The 25186-nt window shown below is 38.7% G+C and carries 26 protein-coding genes; 23 read left to right on the top strand and 3 right to left on the bottom strand.

Translation table 11 applies throughout. The features are described 5' to 3' along the window. Positions 1 to 573: 573 nt before the first annotated feature. The 3 genes from ACYQ73_RS02585 (at position 574) to ACYQ73_RS02575 (ending at position 3758) form a co-directional block, all read left to right on the top strand. Positions 574 to 840: a stage V sporulation protein S gene (locus ACYQ73_RS02585; protein ID WP_004224903.1), complete on the top strand. Its 267-nt coding sequence runs from the start codon at positions 574 to 576 to the stop codon at positions 838 to 840. Positions 841 to 1152: 312 nt separating this feature from the next. Then, positions 1153 to 2892: a 2-oxoacid:acceptor oxidoreductase subunit alpha gene (locus ACYQ73_RS02580; RefSeq protein WP_460011018.1), complete on the top strand. Its 1740-nt coding sequence runs from the start codon at positions 1153 to 1155 to the stop codon at positions 2890 to 2892. Next, a complete protein-coding gene (locus tag ACYQ73_RS02575; protein WP_132357351.1) occupies positions 2892 to 3758 on the top strand; it encodes a 2-oxoacid:ferredoxin oxidoreductase subunit beta in 867 nt (288 codons plus the stop codon). The genes ACYQ73_RS02580 and ACYQ73_RS02575 overlap by 1 nt, the downstream gene beginning before the upstream one ends. A 168-nt stretch (positions 3759 to 3926) precedes the next feature. On the opposite strand, the gene ACYQ73_RS02570 is transcribed toward ACYQ73_RS02575, so the two are convergent. Next, entirely contained in the window at positions 3927 to 5252 is a 1326-nt protein-coding gene (locus ACYQ73_RS02570) for an aminotransferase-like domain-containing protein (protein WP_460011017.1), read from the bottom strand. A 145-nt stretch (positions 5253 to 5397) separates the two neighbouring features. Between ACYQ73_RS02570 and ACYQ73_RS02565 the strand changes: the two genes are divergently transcribed. From ACYQ73_RS02565 to ACYQ73_RS02510, 12 genes are all read left to right on the top strand, one after another. Beyond that, positions 5398 to 6303 (top strand): DMT family transporter, encoded by a 906-nt coding sequence (locus tag ACYQ73_RS02565; RefSeq protein WP_460011016.1) that lies wholly within the window; start codon positions 5398 to 5400, stop codon positions 6301 to 6303. Further along, entirely contained in the window at positions 6293 to 6439 is a 147-nt protein-coding gene (locus ACYQ73_RS02560) for a hypothetical protein (RefSeq protein ID WP_460011015.1), read from the top strand. The genes ACYQ73_RS02565 and ACYQ73_RS02560 overlap by 11 nt, the downstream gene beginning before the upstream one ends. Positions 6440 to 6748: 309 nt before the next feature. Continuing rightward, positions 6749 to 7639 carry an NAD(P)-dependent oxidoreductase gene (locus tag ACYQ73_RS02555; protein WP_460011014.1) on the top strand — a complete coding sequence of 297 codons (891 nt, stop codon included), beginning with the start codon at positions 6749 to 6751 and terminating at the stop codon, positions 7637 to 7639. Further along, complete coding sequence (locus ACYQ73_RS02550; RefSeq protein ID WP_460011013.1) at positions 7632 to 8831, top strand: MFS transporter; 1200 nt, start codon at positions 7632 to 7634, stop codon at positions 8829 to 8831. Before ACYQ73_RS02555 ends, ACYQ73_RS02550 begins: the two co-directional genes overlap by 8 nt. A gap of 477 nt (positions 8832 to 9308) precedes the next feature. Continuing rightward, positions 9309 to 10016, top strand: coding sequence for a lantibiotic protection ABC transporter ATP-binding protein (locus ACYQ73_RS02545; protein WP_460011012.1), 708 nt, complete (start codon positions 9309 to 9311; stop codon positions 10014 to 10016). Between the two features lies 1 nt (position 10017). Further along, positions 10018 to 10746 carry a lantibiotic immunity ABC transporter MutE/EpiE family permease subunit gene (locus ACYQ73_RS02540; protein WP_460011011.1) on the top strand — a complete coding sequence of 243 codons (729 nt, stop codon included), beginning with the start codon at positions 10018 to 10020 and terminating at the stop codon, positions 10744 to 10746. A 3-nt stretch (positions 10747 to 10749) separates the two neighbouring features. Next, a complete protein-coding gene (locus ACYQ73_RS02535; RefSeq protein ID WP_460011010.1) occupies positions 10750 to 11505 on the top strand; it encodes a lantibiotic immunity ABC transporter MutG family permease subunit in 756 nt (251 codons plus the stop codon). Positions 11506 to 11527: 22 nt separating this feature from the next. Next, on the top strand, positions 11528 to 12190 hold the full coding sequence (locus ACYQ73_RS02530) for a response regulator transcription factor (RefSeq protein ID WP_460011009.1): 663 nt from the start codon (positions 11528 to 11530) through the stop codon (positions 12188 to 12190). Positions 12191 to 12291: 101 nt separating this feature from the next. Beyond that, a complete protein-coding gene (locus tag ACYQ73_RS02525) occupies positions 12292 to 13620 on the top strand; it encodes a sensor histidine kinase (protein ID WP_460011008.1) in 1329 nt (442 codons plus the stop codon). A 171-nt stretch (positions 13621 to 13791) separates the two neighbouring features. Further along, positions 13792 to 14163 carry a 2-oxoglutarate ferredoxin oxidoreductase subunit beta gene (locus ACYQ73_RS02520; RefSeq protein ID WP_460011508.1) on the top strand — a complete coding sequence of 124 codons (372 nt, stop codon included), beginning with the start codon at positions 13792 to 13794 and terminating at the stop codon, positions 14161 to 14163. A 252-nt stretch (positions 14164 to 14415) separates the two neighbouring features. Further along, positions 14416 to 15504, top strand: a complete 1089-nt coding sequence (locus ACYQ73_RS02515; RefSeq protein ID WP_460011007.1) for an ABC transporter substrate-binding protein — start codon at positions 14416 to 14418, stop codon at positions 15502 to 15504. Beyond that, on the top strand, positions 15494 to 16330 hold the full coding sequence (locus ACYQ73_RS02510) for an alkaline phosphatase family protein (protein WP_460011006.1): 837 nt from the start codon (positions 15494 to 15496) through the stop codon (positions 16328 to 16330). Before ACYQ73_RS02515 ends, ACYQ73_RS02510 begins: the two co-directional genes overlap by 11 nt. 78 nt (positions 16331 to 16408) lie before the next feature. Here the strand turns inward: ACYQ73_RS02510 and ACYQ73_RS02505 are convergent, their stop codons facing one another. After that, on the bottom strand, positions 16409 to 16537 hold the full coding sequence (locus ACYQ73_RS02505) for a hypothetical protein (RefSeq protein ID WP_460011005.1): 129 nt from the start codon (positions 16535 to 16537) through the stop codon (positions 16409 to 16411). A gap of 117 nt (positions 16538 to 16654) precedes the next feature. Between ACYQ73_RS02505 and ACYQ73_RS02500 the strand changes: the two genes are divergently transcribed. Genes ACYQ73_RS02500 through ACYQ73_RS02480 form a run of 5 tightly spaced genes read left to right on the top strand, consistent with a single transcriptional unit; the run spans position 16655 to position 21062 of the window. Beyond that, entirely contained in the window at positions 16655 to 17494 is an 840-nt protein-coding gene (locus tag ACYQ73_RS02500; protein WP_460011004.1) for an ABC transporter permease, read from the top strand. Beyond that, on the top strand, positions 17494 to 18279 hold the full coding sequence (locus ACYQ73_RS02495; protein WP_460011003.1) for an ABC transporter permease: 786 nt from the start codon (positions 17494 to 17496) through the stop codon (positions 18277 to 18279). The genes ACYQ73_RS02500 and ACYQ73_RS02495 overlap by 1 nt, the downstream gene beginning before the upstream one ends. Further along, a complete protein-coding gene (locus ACYQ73_RS02490; protein WP_460011002.1) occupies positions 18276 to 19277 on the top strand; it encodes an ABC transporter ATP-binding protein in 1002 nt (333 codons plus the stop codon). Before ACYQ73_RS02495 ends, ACYQ73_RS02490 begins: the two co-directional genes overlap by 4 nt. After that, a complete protein-coding gene (locus tag ACYQ73_RS02485) occupies positions 19274 to 20062 on the top strand; it encodes a DeoR/GlpR family DNA-binding transcription regulator (RefSeq protein WP_460011001.1) in 789 nt (262 codons plus the stop codon). Before ACYQ73_RS02490 ends, ACYQ73_RS02485 begins: the two co-directional genes overlap by 4 nt. Then, on the top strand, positions 20055 to 21062 hold the full coding sequence (locus ACYQ73_RS02480; protein ID WP_460011000.1) for a histidinol phosphate phosphatase domain-containing protein: 1008 nt from the start codon (positions 20055 to 20057) through the stop codon (positions 21060 to 21062). Before ACYQ73_RS02485 ends, ACYQ73_RS02480 begins: the two co-directional genes overlap by 8 nt. A gap of 543 nt (positions 21063 to 21605) precedes the next feature. Here the strand turns inward: ACYQ73_RS02480 and ACYQ73_RS02475 are convergent. Further along, entirely contained in the window at positions 21606 to 21887 is a 282-nt protein-coding gene (locus ACYQ73_RS02475) for a hypothetical protein (protein ID WP_460010999.1), read from the bottom strand. 170 nt (positions 21888 to 22057) lie between these two features. Between ACYQ73_RS02475 and miaB the strand changes: the two genes are divergently transcribed. The 3 genes from miaB (at position 22058) to cotE (ending at position 25116) form a co-directional block, all read left to right on the top strand. Continuing rightward, positions 22058 to 23602, top strand: coding sequence for a tRNA (N6-isopentenyl adenosine(37)-C2)-methylthiotransferase MiaB (miaB, locus tag ACYQ73_RS02470; RefSeq protein WP_460010998.1), 1545 nt, complete (start codon positions 22058 to 22060; stop codon positions 23600 to 23602). Next, positions 23603 to 24040, top strand: coding sequence for a YlbF/YmcA family competence regulator (locus tag ACYQ73_RS02465; RefSeq protein ID WP_460010997.1), 438 nt, complete (start codon positions 23603 to 23605; stop codon positions 24038 to 24040). A gap of 425 nt (positions 24041 to 24465) precedes the next feature. Next, positions 24466 to 25116 carry an outer spore coat protein CotE gene (cotE, locus tag ACYQ73_RS02460; protein ID WP_460010996.1) on the top strand — a complete coding sequence of 217 codons (651 nt, stop codon included), beginning with the start codon at positions 24466 to 24468 and terminating at the stop codon, positions 25114 to 25116. The last annotated feature ends 70 nt before the right edge of the window (positions 25117 to 25186 follow it).

Raw genomic sequence — 25186 nt, 5'->3', positions numbered from 1 at the left:
CTTTGTTCCCCTATCGCTAATCCCCAAGGAGTCGCCCAGTCTCCGCTACAATCACCCTCTTCATTTAGCATGTATTTTCTGGCATGTTAATCTAATTTATAGGGATAAAATCAAGCGTCAACAAGATGCGTTATTTGTGTGAAAGCGAAGCGACAGCAACGACATATATACAATCACCTTAACCGTTTTAAGTTTCTATTCTGAAGAGAGTAACCATTAAGGTTCACTTTTAAAATACTCAAATTTTATAAAAGTTCTACACTATTGTTGATTGCAGTGGAAGGCTACTCGACGCTCGCCACAGGAAAGCGAGTAGCCTGGAACGGAAATCATTTTACGTTTTGCTAAGGAGCCCTAAGTTATTTATTATGGCGCCTTTATTTCAATGACAAAGTAATTTTCTCTCGGTAATTATCAGTCTTTTTAGATTGTTTTGATATATAAGAAATGAATATAGTCTATTTTCTTCTTACCGAGCATAAAATGACCTATCGACAATAACTTGAGGTCCAAAAAAAGGGGGACATGAGTTGTTGAGCGTAAACACTATTCGCGAAACGGGGAGGAATAATTGTGGATTCATTAAAAGTATCATCACGCTCTAATCCAAATTCAGTTGCAGGTGCATTAGTCGCGGTAATCAGAGAAAAAGGGCAAGCAGAAATGCAGGCAGTTGGGGCTGGTGCACTTAACCAAGCCGTGAAAGCAGTGGCCATTGCACGCGGATTTGTAGCGCCAAGTGGCACGGATTTAATTTGCGCACCGGCGTTTGCCGATATTTTAATTGCTGGTGAGGAACGTACAGCCTTAAAGCTTCTTGTGGAAAAACGTATTCGATAAAAAAGTAATGAAGTAAAATGCCTTGCACATAATAAGCTGCAAGGCATTTTTTTCGTTTATATAGACAATCAGGATTTGAGGAAGAGGATCCTTCATGCTCTACATACTAATATGTTAAATGTCACTTGAAATCCGCAAATTAATTTTTTAAAATTAGTTGATTTGAAATTTACAACTTTATGAACGCCATTTTCAGTCAAAGGTCTGAATTTCTTTTAAATCGAGGAATAACAATAGTGCAGACCGTTTCTTCGTGTTAAACTTATGAAGGAAAAATAATAGTATATACATTGGATCTAAGGAGTTGTTGACATGTTACATCAGCTTTCATGGAAAGTCGGTGGGCAACAGGGTGAAGGGATTGAAAGTACAGGCGAAATTTTCTCAACGGCAATGAATCGTTTAGGTTACTTCCTATACGGTTATCGTCATTTCTCTTCTCGAATTAAAGGTGGCCATACGAATAATAAAATTACAGTTCGTCCAACAGAAGTACGTTCAATTGCGGATGATTTAGATATTTTAGTAGCGTTCGACCAAGAAACAATCGACGTCAATTATAAAGAATTAACAGAAACAGGCATTATTTTAGCGGATTCAAAATTTACTCCAGTGAAGCCAGAAGATTCAAAAGCGCCATTATTTGTAGTACCTTTTACAGAGGTAGCGGCAGAGCTTGGTACTTCGTTGATGAAAAATATGGTGGCGATCGGAGCAACAGCTTCTTTGCTAAATCTAGAGGACGAAGTGTTCCAAAATGTTGTAGATGATATTTTTGGCAAAAAAGGTGAAGAAGTTGTTCAGAAAAATATGGAGGCCATTGCACGCGGTCATGAATTAATGAATGAGCTGTTAGGCGATCGTGTAGGTAACTGGGCTTTAGCACCAGCAGACGGTAAACGCCGTATGTTCATGATCGGAAACGATGCAGTAGCACTTGGTGCACTTGCAGCTGGGACACGCTTTATGGCAGCCTACCCAATTACACCAGCTTCTGAGATTATGGAATACCTTATTAAAAAATTACCGAAATTCGGTGGTGCGGTTATTCAAACAGAAGACGAAATTGCTGCAGCGACAATGGCAATTGGGGCAAACTTTGGTGGTGTTCGTGCCTTTACAGCTTCTGCTGGCCCTGGTCTTTCATTAATGATGGAAGCACTTGGTCTTTCAGGTATGACAGAGCAGCCACTAGTTGTTGTTGATACACAACGTGGTGGTCCATCAACAGGATTACCAACAAAACAAGAGCAATCAGATTTAATGGCGATGTTATATGGTACGCATGGTGAAATTCCAAAAGTAGTAATTGCACCATCTACAATGGAAGAAGCATTCTTTGACACAATCCAAGCATTTAACATTGCAGAGGAATTACAATTACCAGTTATTTTAATGACTGATTTGCAATTATCTCTAGGTAAACAATCTGTAGAGCCATTCGATTACAATAAAATTGAAATTCGTCGCGGTAAAATTGTTACAGGCGACATTGAAGAAGCAGCCGATAAAGCATACTTCAAACGTTATGAAGATACGGAAGATGGTATTTCACCGCGTGTGCTACCTGGTACGATGAATGGTATTCACCATGTAACAGGGGTTGAGCATGATGAAACAGGTAAACCATCTGAAGCATCTGGTAACCGTCAAGTACAAATGGATAAACGTTTCCGTAAGCTAGCGGCATTGAAATTTGATAATCCAGTATATGCAAATGCGCCACACGAAGAAGCCGATATTTTATTAGTGGGCTTTAACTCAACACGTGGAGCTATTGAAGAAGTACAAGAACGCTTAAATGCTCAAGGTATGAAGGTGAACCATGCACATATTCGTTTAATTCACCCATTCCCATCTGCTGAGGTGGCACCACTTGTAGCAAAAGCGAAAAAAGTAATCGTTGTAGAAAATAACTACACAGGTCAATTAGCAAATATTATGAAGATGAATGTTGGTGGTCACGATAAAATCGAGACTATTACAAAATATGATGGTACACCATTCTTGCCAGGTGAATTAAAAAATCGTGTGAAGGAGTTGACTCGCTAATGGCAACATTTAAGGATTTTCGTAATACAGTGAAACCAAACTGGTGCCCAGGCTGTGGTGACTTCTCTGTTCAAGCAGCGATTCAGCGCGCCGCGGCAAACGTTGGTATTGAACCAAACGAATTAGCGGTTATCTCTGGGATTGGCTGTTCTGGTCGTATTTCAGGCTACATTAATTCTTACGGCTTCCACGGTATTCATGGTCGTGCATTACCAATTGCACAAGGCTTAAAAATGGCTAACCGTGATTTAAACGTTATTGCTTCTGGTGGTGACGGGGATGGCTTTGCGATTGGTATGGGTCATACCATTCATGCTATCCGTCGTAATATTGACATCACATACGTTGTTATGGATAACCAAATTTATGGTTTAACAAAGGGGCAAACATCTCCACGTTCCGCTGCAGGATTTATTACAAAATCTACGCCAGGTGGTGCGATTGAGCCTTCATTAAAACCGTTAGAAGTAGCTTTAACAAGCGGAGCTACATTTGTCGCACAAGGTTTCTCAACGGATATTAAAGAGTTAACAGCTTTAATTGAAGCAGGCATTAATCATAAAGGCTTCTCATTCATCAACGTATTCTCACCTTGTGTTACGTATAACAAAGTGAACACGTACGATTGGTTTAAAGAAAACTTAACGAAGCTTGCTGATATTGAGGGCTATGACAATTCTGACCGTGGTATGGCAATGCGTACAGTGATGGAGCATGAAGGTTTAGTAACAGGTATTATTTATCAAGATACTGAAACAGCCTCATATCAAGAAAAAGTACCAGGCTATTCAGAGCTACCATTAACAGATATTGATATTAAAATGAGCGAAAATGATTTTAATGAATTAGTGAAAGAATTTATGTAAAAATGATAAAATCAAAGCATTTGGAACGATGACATTCCAAATGCTTTTTTTGTGTATCGCGGGGAACGACGTAGCGGGTATTCGCTGTTGAACCATGAGTATGGCATAGCATGTAACGCTGATAGTGAACATGAAAATGACTTTGTAACGGTGCAAAATAATGAAATATCAAGGTAATTTACTTGTTTCTATAGCTTCCTGAATTAAATGAATCCCTTCGCCAATTTTATTTTCTGGGATACTAGTTGTGTTCAGCTTAAGAAATTTATGATTATGTTTATATCCAGCTATATAATTTTTTTTGTAATCATCTACTAATACTTGTCGTTTGGCTAATTCTTCGTGAAGTTTATTCATATTTATTTGTTTCGGTAGCTTGATTACCGTATGCATTTGATGATTATCATTAAATTGATAATCAGAAAAGTAAGTTCTTAGTACCTCACGCAGAGTGTTTGCTTTCTGTTGATGTCTGAACACGATTTTATTCTTATGGTGTGCATATAACCCACTTTCCATAAACGTCTGCATAATAACTTGACTTAAAGAATTCGTATGGATATCAATAACCTCTTTAAAGCTTTGAAAGGTCTCAATCATGTCCTCGGGCAGAACAGTGATACCTAACCTCTGACCAGGAAACATAATTTTAGAAAAGCTCTTTAAATAAATTACGCACTGATTCGTATCCATTTCATAAAGTGTTTTGTAGCTATTGCTTCCTTCAAAATCACCCAAATAATCATCTTCTATTATATAAAAATGGTACTTTTTCGCATAATCTAAAAGCATCCATTTTTCCTGTTCATCCATGGTAGTACCAAGTGGATTATGAAGCCGTGGCATTAAATAGACATAGTTGGGACGCTTGATTTTAATCATTTCTTCTAATTGTTTTAAATCTATCTTGTCAAAATCTCGGTAGCAGGTGAAATAATCCAAATGAAGACGTTCAATCAGATTTATGATTTGATGATAGGTTGGCTGCTCTATTAGAATGGATTCTTTCTTGGTCATCATCATTAAAGCCAGAATATGCAAAGCTTGCTGTGTACCGCTTGTTATCATGATTTGTTCTTTTTTAGAGAAAATCTGATCTTCTGCTAATAATTTTTGAAATAAGCTTTTCAGTTCCTCATTACCGGTTGTTGCTCCATAGGTGAATAATTCTGATTTTCCATTTTGAATAGCTGTTTCCAAACATTGCGAATAACTGTCCAATGGAAAGTCCGTCCAGGAAGTAGAGGCAGTGGAAAAGTCGTATATTCCATTAAAAGAAGCAGCTTTTCCTTTTTTTGAAATAATAAAATAGCCTACATTTGGCTTAGCATATATTCTATTCATTCCAACCAAATGTTGCAGTGCCTTTGTAATCGTGACTTGACTCACGCCAAAAGTATCCATCATTTCCCTTACAGATGGGAGACGCTCATTATATTTTCCCTGCTCAATATCTTGCAGTATGCTATTTGCAATCAGTTGATGTTTCCGCATGCTATCCCTCCCATAACAATAGATTACCATGAATTTATTCTAGCTATGCTTCAATATGCCTTGTCTGTATCGATACAGAGATAAAAAGAAATTCAATGTATACAGCATTCTTCCTTTATTCTAAAAAAGAAGGAGGGAGGAAATCATGAGAAAAAATAGTGCATTAGTGGCAGCCGTTGTTTTTTCCATTATTATTGGATTTTCCTTTATGTTTATCAAAATTGCCTTAACATATGAAGGACAATTACTAATATTAGCGCAACGATTTACATTTGCCTTTTTAGGATTGCTTCTATTACTAGCCATAAGACCGATTAACTTAAGGTTAAATCGGAAGGAAGTTATGTTGGTGTTGGTTATTTCGCTGATTTATCCGATTCTGTTTTTTAGCAGCCAGATACTTGGACTTAATCAGACAACTGTTACAGAAGCAGGAATCATCCAAGCTATTGCTCCTGCCATAACGGTTCTATTGGCACGATTATTTTTGAAAGAACAGATTCAAAGAATACAAGGAATAGGAATCTCTTTGAGCATTGCAGGAGTCGTTTTTTTACAGCTGATGAATAACTCGGGAGGATATGAATTTCATCTAATCGGTAATCTGTTGATTATATTATCTATTTTGGCAATGGCCATTTGGCAAGTGATGTCTAGAAGCGCAACAAAAACAGTGGCTCCAATCCAAATTACGATATATATCATGTTCAGTGGCTTTCTATTCTTTAATGCCATGTACTTTATAAACGGTGGATCTGTCAATGAATATGTGGATTCCGTAAAGGAGATTCCTTATTTGTTATCAATTTTATTTTTAGGAGTTCTATCTACACTCGGTACGTCATTATTGTCTATTTACGCCGTATCCCAATTACCGGTTATTCAAGTGAGTGTGTTTAACAATGTTACTACTTTGATTACAATACTTTCTGGCGTATTGTTTTTAAGCGAGTCGTTCCATTATTACCATGTTATCGGTGCGGTGGTAATTATTTTAGGCGTTATTTTGGTGAACGCTAAGAAGAAACCGGATTGCTCTAATGCAACATAAAAATGCCATTCAAGAATTTGATGAAAATAAGAAAAAACTCAATGTTTTGGAAGGAAGTATTTATGAGGATATTCAGCGCGGTGTATCATCGTATGGTTTTGAAAAATTTATTATGCGACTACGAGAGTCGCAGTAACTGTTATGCAAAAAAAGGTGGAGGGAAGTAGCTTAATCCCGCCTACGGAAAGCATTCGCCCATAGTGGAAATTAACAGCTTTACTTCATACAAAGACTATAGATAAACTCTCAAATTTTCTCGAGTTTATCTGCAGTCTGATGCATTCGTATCGATACAAATGCATTATTTTTTAGAACACAAAGTCAAAACTTCTATCATAATGAGGATTAACAGACTGATTAGGGGGGATAGATGCTTAATTGAAAAGGGCTTGAGCAGTACCAAGGATTGTATTTTGATAATAGTTTATTTACGGGAGGTATATAAATGGTTCATATTAATGGTATAAAATCAGAAGTAAAAACAATCACTGTACTTGGTACAGGAATTATAGGTGCTCCTGTGGCTGCAAATTTACAAAAACATAAGTTTGAAGTGCGTGCTTGGAATCGGACACGTTCGAAAGCAGAAAAGCTTCAATCTGTTGGAGTTACAGTATTTGATACACCGCTAGAAGCAGTACAAGGCACAGACGTCATTATAAGTCTTTTGAAAGATGGTCCCGTGGTATTAGAAGTAATGCAATCTGTAAAGGAAAGTTTATCAAAAGGGACAGTCTGGATTCAGATGAGTACGGTTGGAACGAACATTGATGAATTAGCGTCCTTTGCCAATCAACATGAGTTAATCTTTTATGATGCTCCTGTGCAAGGAACAAAACAGCCAGCAGAACAAGGACAGCTTATTATTTTGGCTTCTGGTCCAACTCAATATAGAAAGAGGATGGAACCAATCTTTGAAGCCATTGGAAAACGCACGGTATGGGTTTCTGAAAAACCTGGAACTAGCAGTCGTTTGAAATTAGCATTAAACAGCTGGGTTTTCGCTTTGACACATGGTGTTGCCGAGAGCTTAACTATCGCAAAAGAATTGGGTGTTGATCCGGCGTTGGTTGTAGATGTGGTAACAGGTGGACCGATGGATAATGCTTATTTTCAGCAAAAAGCAAATGCCATATTGACGGATGATTATACAACCAGTTTTTCAGTTACAAATGCAGTAAAAGATGCTCAATTAGTGGTAACGGCTATGGAAAAAGAAGCATTACAAGTAGATATTACACGTGCCGGATTACAAAGGTTTCAACGTGCGGTTGATAAAGGACATGGTGACAAAGATATAGCAGCTTCCGGATTAGCGGGGAAAAAAGGTGAATAAATCGATTAGACTAGACAATCAAGATGCATTACACACCGAAAAACTCCCAATATGGAATCTCATCGCACTATCAGTTGCCAGTTTTCTTGCCATTATGACAGAAACGATACCTGCCGGCTTACTTCCGCAAATCAGTCAAGGGCTTGATATTTCAGAGGCATTGGCAGGTCAGTTTGTTACACTTTTTGCAATTGGATCGGTTGTAGCAGCTATCCCACTTGTTGCATTAACACAAAGATGGTACCGGAAAAAAGTGTTGTTAATGGCACTATGTATTTTGTTTTTTGCCAATACATTAACAGCACTTTCACCGTATTATGTGCTTACCTTGATATTACGTTTTATTGCAGGAATGGCTACTGGACTGCTCTGGGGGCTGGTAGCAGGATATGCGCGTCGTATGGTAGCACCGCCTTTACAAGGTCGTGCACTAGCCATCGCAGGAACAGGACAGCCGATTGCATTGTCACTGGGTGTACCAATTGGAACTTGGTTGGGGATGTATCTGGAATGGCAAGCCATCTTTTTAATTATCAGCGGGGGGACACTTCTGTTAATGATATGGATATACAAGAAAGTACCAGATTATCCTGGACAAACTACCGGACAGCGTCAATCTATTTATGAGATCCTCAGATTGCCTGGTGTACGTCCAATACTGTGTGTTGTATTGGTATGGATCTTGGGTCATAATATTCTCTACACCTATATTGCTCCATACATGACTCATGTCGGACTTGCCAATCATGTAGGTTTTGCTTTATTTACTTTTGGAATTACGTCGATAGTAGGCATTTGGATCATTGGTATATATATTGATCATCATTTACGCTTGATGACAATAATTAGTCTGGGAGCTTTTGCAATTAGTTCCTTGGTGTTAGGAATCGCAAATGAGATGACACTGCTCATTTTTCTTTCCATAGCTGCTTGGGGACTAACTTTTGGCGGAGCACCAACGTTATTGCAAACAGCCATGGCAGATGCTACCGGAGAAGGTGCAGATGTTGCACAATCTATTTTTGTAACGATATTCAATCTTTCCGTAGCTGGTGGTGGATTTGTAGGTGGATTAATGTTAAATCAAATGGGAGCAGGTTCTTTTCCTTGGATACTTTTATTATTAAGTTTAATTGGTTTATTGATAGTATACAGAAAAAAAGAACAAGCATTTAAGCCTTGTCGGCAGTAAATAGTAGTATATTAAAATTTTATTAGAGTCATTAAATGTTTATCTCAGTGAATATGTCGAAACTTTGATAAAAGAAACACCATTAACATTCCCACTTGTTCAAGGCAAATAAAACAAGCAGGAATGTTTTGTTTTTTTGTGAAATCCTACTTAATCCAAATATCATTCAGCTTCAGTTTGATAAATGCTAATCGTACTTCACTAAAATAAGTCACTCTTTTCCGGTAACTTTGTATACGGATGCTGCCGCTACCCTTTCGAGCATAAAAAATCTGTTGCTCCAACGCCCCCAGGAAGCTTTGCTCTGTGCGAAAGCGAAGCGTCAGCAACAACAAAGCGCTCAGTCGGAACAGAAATCAACCTCTCGTTTTGCCGAAAAGTCATACTTTATTAATGTTGTTCCGCAAAAAAATTTGACATCCTTATAAAATCCTTATAATCATTTTCTACACTATAATCATCGAAAGGAAGATGATTATGGAAGATATTATTTTACAAACAGAGAATCTTAGTAAAAGCTTTAAGGGGCAAAAAATTGTAGAGGATTTGTCGTTGACGATACCACGAAATACTGTTTACGGTTTACTCGGACCAAATGGTGCGGGGAAATCGACAACGTTAAAAATGATAACAGGTATGCTGCGTCCGAATGCGGGAAAGATACTTTTTAATGGCCGTGAATGGAATCGAAATGATTTAAAAGACATTGGTATATTAATTGAAACACCACCGCTTTATGGAAATTTAACGGCAAGAGAAAATCTTAAGGTTCGAACGATTGCCCTTGGATTGCCAGAATCGCGTATTGACGAGGTATTAAGAATCGTAGACTTGACCAATACAGGAAAAAAACGAGCTGGGCAGTTTTCTTTAGGGATGAAACAGCGACTAGGAATAGCTATTGCGCTATTAAACAATCCAAAGCTTTTAATTCTTGATGAGCCAACAAATGGTCTTGATCCAATTGGCATTCAAGAGCTTCGAAAACTGATTCGCTCTTTTCCTGAGCAAGGGATTACAGTCATTTTATCTAGCCACATCCTGTCAGAGGTAGAGCAAGTTGTTGATGAAATTGGCATCATTGCGGGAGGGAAATTAGGCTATCAGGGAGTTGCTCCTCAAGGTCAGGAATTAGAATCATTATTTATGCAAGTAGTGTCTGCCAATAGAAAGGCGGGCATGTAACATGATATCAATTATGAAGGCTGAAAGATTAAAGTGGAAAAAGACTTTTATTATTAAATTAGTTTGGCTAGCGCCTATTGTAGTGATATTACTAACTGCAATGTTAATGGGAGGAAAGTTTTTTCAAAGTGGCGCTTATAATTGGTGGTATACAATGCTCCTGCCGGGTGCACTGACGATATGTTGTGCATTGGTGATCGAAAAAGATGCTAAATTGAAATATCATAGTATTCTCGCAATGCCGTTCAATCTGAAGAAGATTTGGTTTGGCAAAATACTTGCATGTAGTGCCTGGTTGTTAGTAACTACATTTATTTTCTTTGCTGGTATTACTGCTGGTGGAATACTATTTGGTAATAGCTATTCTTTCATTAATAGTCTTACAGGTAGTTTGTTAATTTTCGTAACGTTTTTATGGCAAATTCCACTTTGTTTATTCCTTGCGGCAAAATTAGGAACTTATATGGCTATTTTTATAAATTTAGTTGCCAATATTGCTGGCATGATTGCATTTGCAAATGGGGATTTTTGGTATAGTGTTCCTTACGCCATTACAGCAAGACTAATATGTCCAACATTAAAGATTTTACCAAATGGTCTGCCTGTGCCTGAGGGCAGCCCGTTATTAAGCATGTCGGTTTTAGTTCCAGGTATATTAATAGCTTTAGTATGGTTTGCTTTAATCAGCTTCCTTACTGCACGTTGGTTTCAGAAAAGGGAGGCGAAATAGTGTATGGTAATGTTAAGATTACTTAGAGCAGAGTTTCTTAAAACAAAAAGAACGCCATTTTTGCTCACACATCTAATTGTACCGATTATTATTTCAGGGATGTTTTTAGCATACTATACTTATTCACCATGGGGTTTCAATGATAGGGTAACGGCTTATCTTCAAGCAGTAGCATGCGGGTTTCCAATTATTATTGGATTAGTGTGTGCAATGGCAGCGGAGCAAGAAGCAAATGCAGGACATTTTCAGGAGATGCTAACAGCTACTAAAACAAAAATAGTGGCCTATTTAAGTAAGTTGCTACTGTTATTGTTATTTAGTTTTGGAGCAATATTACTGTCCTTCGGTATTTTTAGTGTTGGTTTTATTGAACTTTTGCATGAAGATACTTTTGGTTATCAATTTTATTTCATAGCTGGATGTATTCTATTTGTAAGCTTTGCATTTTTATATATTTTACATTTTTTTGTTAGTCTTCATTTTGGGAAAGGTGCCTCAATCGGATTAGGTATTGTGGGATCACTAATAGTAGCCTTACTACTCACTGGACTAGGTGATGGTATTTGGTCATACATACCTTATGGTTGGGGAGGTCACTTTGTTTCATTATGGGCAATGAAGGCGTCAGGGGTTGACTTATCGACAGTGGAAATAGGACTACAGGAAGGTATTATTGCTTCAGTATGCGGGACATTGCTCGCATTAGTCCTTTCTTGTTTATGGTTTTGGAAATGGGAAGGAAGAAAAACAGAAGGTTAGGGAAAATGATGAGGGTAGAAATATGGCAAAAATATTAGCAGTAGATGATGAAAAAGGTATTTTAGTATTGATAAAAAATGCATTACTAAAAGACGAGCATTTAGTAACGGCAGTCTCTGATGCAACAGAAGTAAGTAAAATGGATCTTGGTGCCTTCGATTTAATTTTATTGGATGTGATGATGCCCGAAATTGATGGATTTACTTTATGTGGCCAAATACGTCATGCGGTAGATTGTCCTATTCTTTTTTTAACGGCTAAGTCATTGGAGGAGGATCTAATGTATGGTCTTGGTCTTGGCGCAGATGATTACATTATCAAGCCGTTTGGCATTGGGGAGCTTCGTGCAAGAGTGAATGCGCATTTGAGACGCGAAAAAAGAGAGAGACGTAGTATTCTTTTTGTAGATAATGTTCACTTCAATCTCTCGGGCAAAGAGCTGTTTGTAAATGAAGAGAAGGTAATGCTGACAAAAAGTGAATATGAAATATGCGAATTTCTAGCTCGAAATCGAGGACAGGTGTTTTCGAAAGAAAAGATTTATGAAACTATTTTTGGGTTTGATGGGAAGAGTGATAGTACGGCTATTACTGAGCATATTAAAAATATTCGTTCAAAGCTACATGCTTTTAATGTTGACGCCATTGACACTGTTTGGGGGATCGGATATAAATGGAGACAATGAAGCCCACTAAAGGCACAAGACTACATACTTTTTTTCTTCGATATCTCCTTTTTCTAAGTTTAGGAACCATTCTGTTAGTAGTATTACTGATCTGTTTAACGTTGTTTGCTCTTTCTACCAACATCGTATTACCAGCAAATTATGCAGAAACACAAATTTCATTATCAAAGGATCGTATCGCATCTAGTAGTTCGGTTACAGCTGATATTATTCCAGATCTTGTTGATTACGCCGTCTTTTCTAAAGAGGGTAAACTTATTGCAGGAAACCTTTCAGAGAAGGAAGCTTTCAAAGCTTGGGATGCAATGAAAAAAGACCAAGCTCAAGGTATCGCCCAATTTTACTCGGTTATAGAGCGAGAAAATGAGATTTGTATATTACGATATTATTTAGTACCTCAGTATCGTTCGGTTATTATGAGGAAGTATTTACCTAATCCGCAACTGTTAGATATTCTATTATTTATTATAGGGGTTATAACTATAGCAACTGTCCTTGCAATCCATTTTGGAAGAAAGCTTAAGAAGAAAATGTTTGGCTTGCAGGAGGCCATTGAAAAAATACAAAATCAAAATTTAGATTTTACGATAAACCCTTCAGGAATTCGTGAAATAGATGAAATATCTATTTCCCTAGAGCAGATGAGAGAGGCTTTAAACAACTCGTTAAAACAGCAATGGGAAACAGAGCAGACACGTAGAGAACAAATTTCTGCTCTTGCCCACGATCTGAAAACACCTCTTACAATTATTCGGGGGAATGCAGAACTTTTACAGGATACTGATCAAGATGATAGTCAAAGAGAATATAATGACTATATTTTAAAAAATACAATGGAAATAGAAAAATTCACGAAAGAGCTAATTGATTTATCAAACTTGGAGAAAAATATCGTTCGTGAAAAAACGAATGTTAAAACGGATGCATTTATGATAGAAGTAGAAGATCAAATGAGAGCTCTTTCGTTGGAAAAAAAGCTTCAAGTAGATGTCCAAAAGGAAATGATTCCTCCACTTATATTGATCGATGAAGAGCGGTTCTATCGAGCGATTTTAAATATTATTGCCAATGCTGTAGAACACACACCTGAAAACGGAAAGGTGACATTAACTGTTCAAAGCGCTGCTGACTTTATTCAGTTTACTGTTACCGATAGCGGCCGTGGATTTTCTCCGAGAGATTTAAATGAGGCTACCAAACAATTTTATCGCGGAGATCCAAGTAGAAATGCAGGGAATCACCATGGTATGGGACTTTATATTGCCCAATCCATTGTTCAGAGTCATGGTGGAACAATGCTAATTGGCAATGATTTATCAGATGGTGGGGGTAAAGTGACCATAACAATCCCAATCCCAAGCCCAAGCCCAATCAACGAAGCGCCCAGCCAGAACGGAAATCAACCCCACGCTATGGTGACGAGCCTTTAATTAATAGAAATGGTTGGTTAACACACTTATAAAGTATCTTGATAAAAGGATGGTATTGGCAAATTTGCTAATATCATTCTTTTTGTTTTTGGTGGAAAGGAAAAAATGGGGAGTGTGTTCGGGCAATCGTATTGTAAAAAATGCTACAATAAAAGAAAAAAAGAAGAGGCGATGCACGTGGATAACGTCATTGATTTTATTGCAAAGAAAAAAGAACGCGAAGAAAGGCAGCGTGCCCAGGATTTAGAAAGGTATGTTGCGACACAATGTAATTTTCATCAACCAGAAAATATTGATGCACTTGTTGATGGAAAAATGATTGAGGTCAAGGACCATACGTTGTTTTTAGGTTTTCTCTCGATATTAAAAGATGAAAAAATTGATCCACTTGATATTTTTCAGGATGTTTTTACATTAGAACCTGCCCACTTTGAGATGTCCTACAATATGAGATGGTGGTCAGTTGTACAGCTTGCCTTTACATTTTTAACAATTTTAAAGGAAAACGAGCCGCATACATATGCAGATTTTCTTGGTTTATAAAATGAATCTAGAGTATGTGCACGTCTTGGAAAGCTACATAAACGTGCGCATACAAAACTAGATTCCTTCTTATTTCCTCTAAAAAACTTTTACAATCCCCCCTCAATTAATAATAGTTCATAGATTTTCATAATTCCTTAATAATTTTTACTGAATATTTTAACGTCCTCCATACTTGCTTAATGTTTGTTTCCTAACATAAATGTTGTAAGGCAAATGAAAACAAACATAAACAAATGGAGGTTCCAACTCATGGCAATTCAAAAGTTGTGGAAGAAAGGTCTAATCGGAGCATTAGCAATTTCAATGTTGGCAGCTTGTTCTGACGGTTCATCTAGTTCGAATGAAGTGAAAAGTGATTTGTCACTTGAAGAGGTTACAAAAAAAGCAAAAGAAGAAGGCACTGTAAATTCTGTCGGTATGCCAGATACTTGGGCTAACTGGGTAGAGACTTGGGAAGAGCTTGGTACTGAATATAGCCTCAAGCATAAGGATACAGATATGTCGAGTGCTGAGGAGCTAGCAAAGTTTGAGGCAGAAAAGGATGATGCCACTGCGGATATTGGTGACGTCGGAATTGCCTTTGGACCGATTGCCAAGGACAAAGGGTTAACATTACCGTACAAAACATCATATTGGGATGAAATACCTGACTGGGCAAAGGATAATGATGGCCATTGGATCGTGGGCTACACTGGAACCATTTCATTTTTAACTGATAAAAACAACGTCAAAAATGCCCCGAAATCTTGGGAGGACATTAAAAACGGAGATTACACAGTCAGCATTGGTGATGCTTTAACAGCGAATCAAGCACAATTTGCTATTTTAGCAGCTGCAATGGCTTTTGGTGGCGATGAATCGAATATCCAACCAGGGATAGACTTTTTTGCTGACTTAGCAAAACAAGGGCGTTTAAAAGGAGATCCAACTGTAGCGAATTTAGAAAAAGGTGAAATTGACGTAGCTATCTTATGGGATTTTAATGCACTTGGCTATCGACACCAAATTGATGAGAAACGTTTTGATGTCGTCATTCCTTCAGAAGGATCTGTAACATCAGGCTATGCAACGATCATTAATAAATACGCTAAAAACCCTCATGCTGCAATGCTAGCTCGTGAATACATTTTATCCGATGCAGGACAAGAAAATTTAGCGAAAGGTTATGCTCGTCCAATTCGTGACAAGGTTCAATTGTCTCAAGATGTTCAAAAGCTATTACTACCTGCAGAAATGTACAAAAATGCACAGCCAGTAAAAGACCAAAAGAAATGGGAAGAAACAACAAAGCAAATTCCACAACTATATCAAGAGCAGGTATTAATTCATGGAAAATAATAAAGTTGTTTTAATTGTCGTAGATGCACTTCGCTTTGACACTGCCTGTACCCATATGGGATTTATGCACCATTTAGTTGAACGTAAAATTGCAGCACGCTACAAGGTTTGCTCAGAGGTGCCGTCACTATCAAGGCCATTATATGAAACAATTTTAACGGGAACACCACCCATTGTACATGGAGTAACGAGCAATATGACAGTACGTTTATCCACGCAAAATAGTTTATTTCATTTAGCGAAAGAAAACGGTCTGTCTACAGCAGCTGCTGCTTATTATTGGGTAAGTGAGCTATACAATCGTGCACCATTTGTGCATATGGAGGACAGGCTACAATTAGATACTCAATTGCCGATTGAGAATGGATTGTTCTACTTCGAGGATCGCTATCCAGACAGTCATTTATTTGCTGAAGCTGCTTGGCTAATGGATCAAAAGCAACCAAATTTCTTATATATTCATCCGATGAATGTAGATGATGACGGTCATAAATTTACGGCTGATTCGGCACAATATCGCAATCGTGTTTTAGCAGTTGATGCATTATTATCATTATTTATCCCAAAATGTCTTGCGCAGGGTTATGAAGTGATCGTAACAGCTGATCATGGGATGACGAGTGATGGTAATCATGGAGGCACAACAGTTGAGGATCGCCATGTACCGATGTTTGTTATTTCGAATCATGTTAGAGCAGGCATTAAGGATGAGGTTGTATCACAGTTACAAATTGCTCCGCTGTGTTGTCATTTATTAAATATCGAACCTTCTGATGAAATGGTTCCCTTGTTATTAGAGGGGATGCATTCATTAAAAAAGGCTTAATTTTAACAACATTATTCGGGCGTGTTAGGGAAGCTTCCAGCAGGGAAATTGAGTAGCCCTTATTAGAAATGAGTTCTCTTATTGGCTCATCACTAAAAAAGTTGGGATGCCATTTTTAAAACGTATGCCATGTATTAGTTGATTGGAGTGGAGGCTGGGCGACTCCTTGGGGATAAGCGTCACAGATGAGACCCTGAAGCGGCTCATCGGACGCCCCCAGGAAAGCGCCCAGCCGGAACGGAAATCAACCCCACGTTATGATGATGAGCCTAATTAATAATAATGATTAATCAAAATGGCCGCTATTAACTATAGAAAGAAGTGATGGTTTTGATTTCAAAACGGCAAACAGTTGCCTGGCTTTCTCCTTTTCTAGTACTTGTCTTGTTATTTTTCTTAGTACCGTTACTGTATATGCTCATCACAAGCTTTCAAAATAGTGATGGATTTACACTCGCACAATATCAATCTGTACTAACGAATGATTACATTTTACAAGGCTTTACAAATAGTATTACACTGTCCGTTATTTCGGCAGTCATTGCCTTAATTGTTACCCTATTTGCTGTTTATGCGATTATGAGATTTTCTGAGCCAGTGCGTGAGAAAATTTTAATCCTAACAAATTTAACATCAAATTTTTCAGGTATTCCGTTAGCTTTTGCCTTTATCGTATTACTTGGCAATAGTGGGCTCTTTACATTGCTATTCGATAAATGGGGCATTGGGACATTATCGTCCTTTTCTCTTTATAGCTGGGGTGGCTTGTTACTGATTTATATTTATTTTCAGCTACCATTAGCCTTAATGCTTTTATACCCAATTTATGATGGAATACAGCAACAATGGAAGGACGCAGCAGCATTACTAGGAGCTTCTACTTGGCAGTTTTGGATGAAGATTGGGATCCCTGTTATGCTTCCTGGGATTGTTGGAACATTTAGCGTATTGTTTGCTAATGCAATGGGAGCGTATGCCTCGGCCTACGCACTAACTAGCAGTAATTACAATTTAGTAGCCATTCGTATTGGTTCTCTTATTAAGGGAGATATTTTTGCACAACCAGAGCTGGCAAGTGCTATTGCAGTAATACTAGCAGTAACGATGGTGACGGCGATGCTATTAAGTGAATGGAGCATTTCAAAAACAAGGAGGAAGTTATAGTGAAAAAAAGAGGCTTTGCTGATTTATTTTTCCTCCTGTTAGTGGCGTATTTAGTGTTGCCAGTTGTTGCAACAATGCTTTATGCCTTTGCGACGAATTGGAATAAGACCATTTTGCCAGAAGGATTAACATTTAAATGGCTTGCTACATTATTTCAGGATGCAGAATTTATACAGGCGTTTGGACGTTCGGTTTTATTGTCTAGTGGGGCTGTAATAATTGCATTGCTCGTTATCGTACCGGCTATTTTTGTGATCGTGTTGTATTTTCCGAAATACGAAAAATGGATCCAAATGGCTGTTGTGATGGTGTATTCATTTCCTGGAATTATTTTAGCAGTTGGGCTCATCCGTGTTTACACCAAATTTGGTGTGCCGATGATTCTCGTAGTTTTAGGGGCCTATGTTATCGGTATCCTACCATACATTTATCAGGGAACACGCAATAGTTTACGGAATGTAGATGCACGGCAGCTTTTAGATGCAGCGCAAATACTGGGAGCATCGAAATTGCAGGCATTTACCAAAATATTATTACCTACTGTTTACCCAGGCTTATTTGCAGGTGCATTATTATCGTTTTCCGTACTTTTTGGAGAATTTGTCCTGATTAATCTTGTTGTCGGTTCTCGCTTTGAAACGGTGCAAATTTATTTAATGAAGAAGCTTAGTACAAGTGGACATATTGCTAGTGCAGTTGTCTTTATTTATATCGTTCTTATGGGCTTATTAACGTTCGCTATAGCAACATTAACGAAACGATCGAAAGGTGCTACAAATCTATGAGTTATATTGTGATTGAAGGACTTCATAAAAAATATGGATCAACGACGGTTTTATCAAATATAAATATGAAGATTGAAAAAGGTGAATTTATAACTCTTTTAGGTCCGAGTGGCTGTGGTAAGAGTACAATTCTACGTATTTTAGCAGGCTTAACAGATGCATCTGCGGGGAAAATTATCATAGAAGGCAAGGATATGAATGGTGTTCAACCAAAGGATCGCCAAGTTGGTATGGTGTTTCAATCATATGCACTATTTCCAAATATGACGGTGAAAGAAAATGTAGCCTTCGGTTTACGCATGCAAAAAGTAAATACTGCTGAAGTGGAGCAACGTGTTCAAGAAATACTTGAAATCGTACATTTAAGTGAAAAAGCAAAGGCATATCCGAAAGAATTATCAGGAGGTCAGCAGCAGCGTGTTGCCCTTGCTCGAGCATTAATTGTACGTCCAAAAGTATTGCTGTTAGATGAGCCGCTCAGTGCGTTAGATGCCCAAATTCGTAAGAAACTTCAAGCAGATTTACGAGCTATTCAACAAAAGCTAGGTATAACGATGATTTTAGTTACGCATGACCAAGAGGAAGCAATGGCTGTTTCTGACAGAATATTTGTGATGAATAATGGGATGATTGCACAGAGTGGAACTCCTACTGCGATTTATACAAGCCCTGAAAGTGAATTTATCGCTAATTTTATCGGGCATTACAATGTTTTTACGCGTCAAGCCCTTGAGAAAATGATTGGCGAGGCATTGCCAAAAGAATACTCAAAATTTGCGATTCGACCAGAAGCCATACATCTCGATCAGAGACAGGGGGATGTTTGTATGAATGGAGAGGCGAAGCAGTCAATAATGAGTGGCAATGTTATTCGGACAACGTTAGAGGGTGAATGTCTCTTTACGATGGAGCAGTTGCACCAACGAGGGCACTCGTTTGAACTGGGTAAGAACTATGTGTGCTATGTGGCGAAAGAAGATGTGATTGCATTATCATGACATATGCAAAAATTGAACGTTTTGAATTTATTTTAAAACAATTAGAGGCTGATGAAAAAATTATTGTTGCCACTATTGCAGAAGAATTACAAGTGGCACCGGAAACGATTCGTAGGGATTTTGATGAACTAGAGCAACAGCATTTATTAACGAGAGTACACGGCGGAGCTGTAAAGTATACGAACGTTAGAAATGAACCAGCATTTTTGCGTAAGCTTCAAATGCAAAAAGAAGCAAAGCGCGATATAGCTCGTTTAGCAGCTAGTCGTATATGTGACGGGGATACAATTGCGGTTGATACAGGGACAACGACGGTGCATATTGCAGATTTTTTATTGGCAGTCGACGATATAACTGTCGTAACCAATTCGATCGCTGCAGCTGTACAATTTAATTTGGCTATAGAAGAGCGGCGGATGACAGGCAAAGTCATATTACTTGGAGGAACGACCAACCCAAGGCAATCCTCTGTCGCAGGAGCTATGACATTGGAATTATTAGGGAATATGAATTTTGATAAAACATTTATATCGTGTGGTGGTATAAGTGAAGGTATCGTGTACGATTATGATTTAGATGAATCGTTAATTTCTAAAAAAATGCTTGACCGTAGCAAGATGAACTTTTTATTAGCGGATGCATCTAAAATAAATGGAAAGTCCTTTTACCAAATATGTCACATAGAAGAGTGCTCAGAAATTCTTTGTGATATAGCTTGCCCATTGGAATGGCAAATGTATGAGGAAAAGTGGACGGTATGCAATGGAGGGAAATCGGATGATTGATTATCATGTACATTTAGAGGAGGGCCCATACTCATTTCGTTGGCTAGAACGCACTTCTCAGGCAATTAACTTTTTTAATGAAGAAGAAGGAGCAGCGAAAGGGTCTAAAGCATTTATAGAGCTACAAATGCAGCAGTTATCAAAGCATTTACAGAATGGTTGCTATAGTGAGGAATGGTTAGATTTATATTTACAACAAGCAAAGCAGCTTGGTTTGCGCGAGGTTGGGATTGTCGACCATCTATATCGTTTCAAGGAGACGCGAGCATACTTTGAGCGATATATGCAATTAGATGACAATGAAGTTGGTAGAGCTCAGCGTTACTGGCTTGATTGTGTGATGACGGAAAACATGGATGATTTTGTTTCAATTATTAATCAAGCAAAGGAAAAGTGGAGTCGTCATGGAATTTCCTTAAAGCTTGGCATCGAGGCAGATTATTTTGTCGGTGGTGAGGAAGAATTAGCATCATTATTAGAAGGTTATCCGTGGGATTATGTTATCGGATCTGTCCATTTTGTGGATGGTTGGGGCTTTGATAATCCTCAAACACAATACATATTTGAGGACATGGATGCAGCAGCCTTACAGGAAAACTTTGCACGATTTTTTGCTACAGTAGAAAAAATGATCCTCTCGAATATGTTTGATTTTGTGGCGCATTTAGACAACTTTAAAGTGTTCGACTATCAAGTGAAGGACACGGCTTTTCTGGACTCTTGGTATGAAAGAATTGCAAAGGCACTTGTGACCACACAAACTGCCACTGAAATAAATGCCGGCTTATATTATCGCTATCCAGTAAAGGAAATGTGCCCAGGCCCACGTTTCTTGCAAATTTTAATTGAACACGGTGTAACCTTTACAGTTTCCTCAGATGCGCATTTCCCAGACGATTTAGGCAAATACACATTTGCGAATACAGATTTACTAAAAAGCTATGGCGTTCAATCGATTGTTGGCTTTGATCAACGCCAAAAACAATATATAGAACTATAATATATGTCGCCGTTGATGGATATCTTCGGTGATTTTTTATTAATAGGAAAAGTGGTGGATGGGCTTCGGAGAGGTGATGGGTTGGTTGAGCAAAGCGATGGAAAGAACCGCCGGAGAGATGGAAGGAGTCGTCCAAGCGACGGAAAGAACCGGCGGAGCGACGGAAAGAACTGACGAAGCGACGGATAGAAGTCCAAGCGACGGAAAGAACTGACGAAGTGACGGAAAGAGTCGTCCAAGCGACGGAAAGAACCGACGAATCGACGGAAGGAGTCGTCCAAACGACGGAAAGAACCGACGAATCGACGGATAGAAGTCCAAGCGACGGAAAGAACTGACGAAGCGACGGAAGGAATCGTCCAAGCGACGGAAAGAACCGACGAAGCGACGAAAGGAATCGCCAAAGCGACGAAAAGAACTGACGAAGTGACGGATAGAAGTCAAAGTGACGGAAAGAGTCGTCCAAGCGATGGAAAGAACCGGCGGAGCGACGGAAGGAGTCGTCCAAACGACGGAAAGAACGGACGAAGCGACGGATAGAAGTCAAAGCGACGGAAAGAACCGACGAAGCGACGGAAGGAATCGCCAAAGCGACGGAAAGAATTGACGAAGTGACGGAAGGAGTCGTCCAAGCGACGGATAGAACCGGCGAAGTGACGGATAGAAGTCTAAGCGACGGAAAGAACCGGCGGAGAGACGGAAGGAATCGCCAAAGCGACGGAAAGAACTGACGAAGTGACGGAAGGAGTCGTCCAAGCGACGGATAGAACCGCCAAAGTCGTGGATAGAACACTCAAACCGACGGATAGCTCCCCTCCCCCGCAAAACTAACGCCCCCCTCAACCCAACGAAAATATTCATCTAGCTAAGAGTAATTAAGTCTAAACCGCGACATTTAGTACGCAAACCTTGTAGGATGTAGCAATTATTCAGTATAATAGTAAAATGGGAATTCAAATGTATGGAATTCGTTTGAAAGGAGTTACCTGATTGCAATGAATGAAGAACAACGCTTAGCAAATCAACAAGTCAATCAACCAAAAAAAGAAGACAAGCCTGAAAAGGATTATAGTAAATATTTTGAAACGGTCTTTACGGCACCTTCATTAAAAGATGCTAAAAAACGTGGGAAAGAAGAAGTTAAGTACCATAAGGACTTTAACATTGCAGAAGAGTTTGCAGGTATGGGTACGGGGCGTACTTTTTATATTCGTACGTATGGCTGCCAGATGAACGAGCATGATACGGAAGTGATGGCTGGGATTTTTATGCAGCTAGGTTATACGCCTACAGATGTAATTGATGAGGCTGATATCGTGTTACTGAATACGTGTGCCATCCGCGAAAATGCAGAAAACAAAGTATTTGGAGAACTGGGATTCCTACTAAAATATAAACGTAAAAATCCAGAAATGCTTATTGGGGTTTGTGGCTGTATGTCACAGGAAGAATCAGTTGTAAATAAAATTTTAAGAAGTTATCCACATGTCGATATGGTGTTTGGTACACATAATATTCACCGTTTACCGAACATTTTAAAAGAAGCATATATGTCTAAGGAAATGGTCATTGAGGTTTGGTCTAAAGAAGGCGATGTTATTGAGAATCTGCCGAAAAAACGTCTTGGCTCCATTAAAGCTTGGGTAAATATTATGTACGGCTGTGATAAATTCTGTACGTATTGTATTGTACCTTATACGCGTGGTAAGGAGCGTAGTCGCCGTCCAGACGAAATCATTGCTGAAGTTCGTGAACTAGCGGCTGCTGGCTATAAAGAAATTATGCTGCTGGGGCAAAATGTCAACGCTTACGGTAAGGATTTTGAGGATATTGAATATCGACTTGGTGATTTAATGGATGAATTACGAAAAATTGATATTCCACGCATTCGTTTTACAACGAGTCATCCACGTGACTTTGATGATCATTTAATCGAAGTTCTTGCAAAACGTGGTAACTTAGTTGAACATATTCATTTACCAGTACAATCTGGTTCAAATGATGTGCTGAAAATTATGGCGCGTAAGTATACACGTGAGCATTTCCTTGGTTTAGTAGCAAAAATTAAGGCGGCTATTCCGGAAGTAACACTAACGACTGATATTATCGTAGGCTATCCTAATGAAACAGAGGAGCAATTTGAGGAGACATTATCCTTGTACCGTGAAGTAGGCTTTGAAATGGCCTTTACTTATATTTATTCTCCTCGTGAGGGTACACCTGCTGCCAAAATGGTGGATAATGTACCTGAAGAAGTGAAAAAAGAACGTCTTCTACGATTAAATGAAGTTGTAGGGGAGTACTCTCGCAAAGCATTAGAGGGCTTGAAGGGTGAAATAGTAGAAGTCTTAGTCGAAGGTACAAGTAAAAAACGCGAGGATGTGTTAGCTGGCTATACGCGTAAAAATCGTCTTGTAAACTTTAAAGCGCCAGCAGATTTAATTGGTCAATTAGTGAAGGTAAAAATAGTCGAGGCTACTTCTTATTCACTAAGTGGTGAGTTCGTAGAAATAGTAAAAAATGAAAAGGTGGAAGCGTAAATGTCACAAGTATTATATACAAAAGATGATTTAATCAAGAAGTCACACGAAATTGCGCATATGATTGCCAATACGCCAGAAGTTGAATTTTTCAAAAAGGCCGAAGCACAAATTAATGAAAATCAATCAGTGCGTGAGCGTATTGCAAGCCTAAAAAGCCTACAGAAACAAGCTGTTAACTTCCAACACTTGGGGAAAGAAAAAGCGCTTAAATTAATTGAAGATAAAATCGCAAAAATTGAAGAAGAAATCAACTCAATCCCAGTGGTTCAACAATTTAAAGAATCTCAAGTTGATGTAAATGATTTATTGCAATTGGTTTCGAACACAATTGCTAACAATGTTACAAATGAGATTGTTCGCTCAACTGGTGGAGATTTACTTCGTGGAGAAACTGGCTCATACGTAGCCAATACAACACCAGGCAGCTGCTCATAAAAATAATAAAAGTAATAGCTCGAATGCTAGCATTCGGGCTATTTTTATGTGTTTAATTTCTTTCGGTGGGTGTCTAAACATCCGTACCTGTCGCTACGAATTCGGCACAAAAGACATCCGCTGAATTAGAGGAACTCAGTTTAAGAACGCCGCGTCCTGGGGCATTACCGAAATGACCGACATCGTATCGACCTTCATGCAGGCCAAAGCACAAAGCCGGTTCGGACGCATTGTTTATCTGCACGACAATGGCAAATGAGTTCTCTGTAGCGAAAACGGAGCGTCAGCTACAAATGTTTTCTGTAGCGAAAGCAAAGCGCCAGCTACAATTATGCCTCGTCATAATTGATTAATACTCGTGGAAATTAGTGCAATTCAGACGACTTAGGATGAAAAAAGTCAGTAATCACATTCTATAAAAATATATGTTCACCCAATGGGCGCTACCTGCATATGATGGAGTGAAAAGAGTCAAAGGAGGAATTGCGCTGAAACGTTTACGACAAATCGTGACGAGAGCAGTAGTTGCCAAAGGGAAGAAGAGAACGGAAGAACGTGTAACATTAAGTCCATCGAATAAACCGACGAGTATACTCGGGTGCTGGGTTATCAATCATACTTGCTCCGCGAAAAAAGTCGGTAAGTTTGTAGAAGTATCGGGGAAATTTGATGTCAATGTATGGTATGCCTATAGTAGTCATTCGAAAACAGCGGTGTTTTCTGAAACGGTGCACTATAAAGACAAAGTGAAGCTTTCATTTAGAGAAGGCGAAGTGAGTGCTGGTGATGATGTTCGTGTACGTGTTATTCAAGAGCCAAACTGCATAGAGGCAATCATTTCTCCGTGTGGTACGAAGTTTGAAATCGTAGTAGAACGTGAAGTTGTAGTAGAAGTAATGGGAGAAACGACGATTTGCATTAGTGTACATCCACTAGATTTCGAAGAGGAATGGAACTTTGATGAGAGCTCATCTTCGTCTTCATCTAGCTCTAGTTCCAGCTCCTCGTCTAGCTCCAGTGAAGAAGGTAGGTATGTTTTAGAGTCCTCATCGTTTCCTGATGAACGATCAAGATAATACTGAAGATTTTATACATGCGAAGCGCTAGCATCTTAAAAAAGGTGAATTAAGCGTTTCGCATGTATCT

Source organism: Lysinibacillus sp. CTST325 (assembly GCF_054665055.1).
The sequence above is the reverse complement of the archived record's forward strand: the minus strand, read 5'-3'. Positions and strand labels throughout refer to the sequence as shown.

Excerpts from the sequence above, each read along its gene's own strand:
- ACYQ73_RS02565 (WP_460011016.1), top strand. The coding sequence starts at position 5,398 with ATGAGAAAAAATAGTGCATTAGTGGCAGCCGTTGTTTTTTCCATTATT.
- ACYQ73_RS02485 (WP_460011001.1), top strand. The coding sequence starts at position 19,274 with ATGACATATGCAAAAATTGAACGTTTTGAATTTATTTTAAAACAATTA.
- ACYQ73_RS02530 (WP_460011009.1), top strand. The coding sequence starts at position 11,528 with ATGGCAAAAATATTAGCAGTAGATGATGAAAAAGGTATTTTAGTATTG.
- ACYQ73_RS02510 (WP_460011006.1), top strand. The coding sequence starts at position 15,494 with ATGGAAAATAATAAAGTTGTTTTAATTGTCGTAGATGCACTTCGCTTT.
- ACYQ73_RS02500 (WP_460011004.1), top strand. The coding sequence starts at position 16,655 with ATGGTTTTGATTTCAAAACGGCAAACAGTTGCCTGGCTTTCTCCTTTT.
- ACYQ73_RS02570 (WP_460011017.1), bottom strand. The coding sequence starts at position 5,252 with ATGCGGAAACATCAACTGATTGCAAATAGCATACTGCAAGATATTGAG.
- ACYQ73_RS02490 (WP_460011002.1), top strand. The coding sequence starts at position 18,276 with ATGAGTTATATTGTGATTGAAGGACTTCATAAAAAATATGGATCAACG.
- ACYQ73_RS02555 (WP_460011014.1), top strand. The coding sequence starts at position 6,749 with ATGGTTCATATTAATGGTATAAAATCAGAAGTAAAAACAATCACTGTA.
- ACYQ73_RS02515 (WP_460011007.1), top strand. The coding sequence starts at position 14,416 with ATGGCAATTCAAAAGTTGTGGAAGAAAGGTCTAATCGGAGCATTAGCA.
- ACYQ73_RS02535 (WP_460011010.1), top strand. The coding sequence starts at position 10,750 with ATGGTAATGTTAAGATTACTTAGAGCAGAGTTTCTTAAAACAAAAAGA.
- ACYQ73_RS02540 (WP_460011011.1), top strand. The coding sequence starts at position 10,018 with ATGATATCAATTATGAAGGCTGAAAGATTAAAGTGGAAAAAGACTTTT.
- ACYQ73_RS02580 (WP_460011018.1), top strand. The coding sequence starts at position 1,153 with ATGTTACATCAGCTTTCATGGAAAGTCGGTGGGCAACAGGGTGAAGGG.
- ACYQ73_RS02480 (WP_460011000.1), top strand. The coding sequence starts at position 20,055 with ATGATTGATTATCATGTACATTTAGAGGAGGGCCCATACTCATTTCGT.
- miaB (WP_460010998.1), top strand. The coding sequence starts at position 22,058 with ATGAATGAAGAACAACGCTTAGCAAATCAACAAGTCAATCAACCAAAA.
- ACYQ73_RS02560 (WP_460011015.1), top strand. The coding sequence starts at position 6,293 with ATGCAACATAAAAATGCCATTCAAGAATTTGATGAAAATAAGAAAAAA.
- ACYQ73_RS02575 (WP_132357351.1), top strand. The coding sequence starts at position 2,892 with ATGGCAACATTTAAGGATTTTCGTAATACAGTGAAACCAAACTGGTGC.
- ACYQ73_RS02465 (WP_460010997.1), top strand. The coding sequence starts at position 23,603 with ATGTCACAAGTATTATATACAAAAGATGATTTAATCAAGAAGTCACAC.
- ACYQ73_RS02505 (WP_460011005.1), bottom strand. The coding sequence starts at position 16,537 with ATGAGCCGCTTCAGGGTCTCATCTGTGACGCTTATCCCCAAGGAGTCG.
- ACYQ73_RS02545 (WP_460011012.1), top strand. The coding sequence starts at position 9,309 with ATGGAAGATATTATTTTACAAACAGAGAATCTTAGTAAAAGCTTTAAG.
- ACYQ73_RS02520 (WP_460011508.1), top strand. The coding sequence starts at position 13,792 with ATGCACGTGGATAACGTCATTGATTTTATTGCAAAGAAAAAAGAACGC.
- cotE (WP_460010996.1), top strand. The coding sequence starts at position 24,466 with ATGTTCACCCAATGGGCGCTACCTGCATATGATGGAGTGAAAAGAGTC.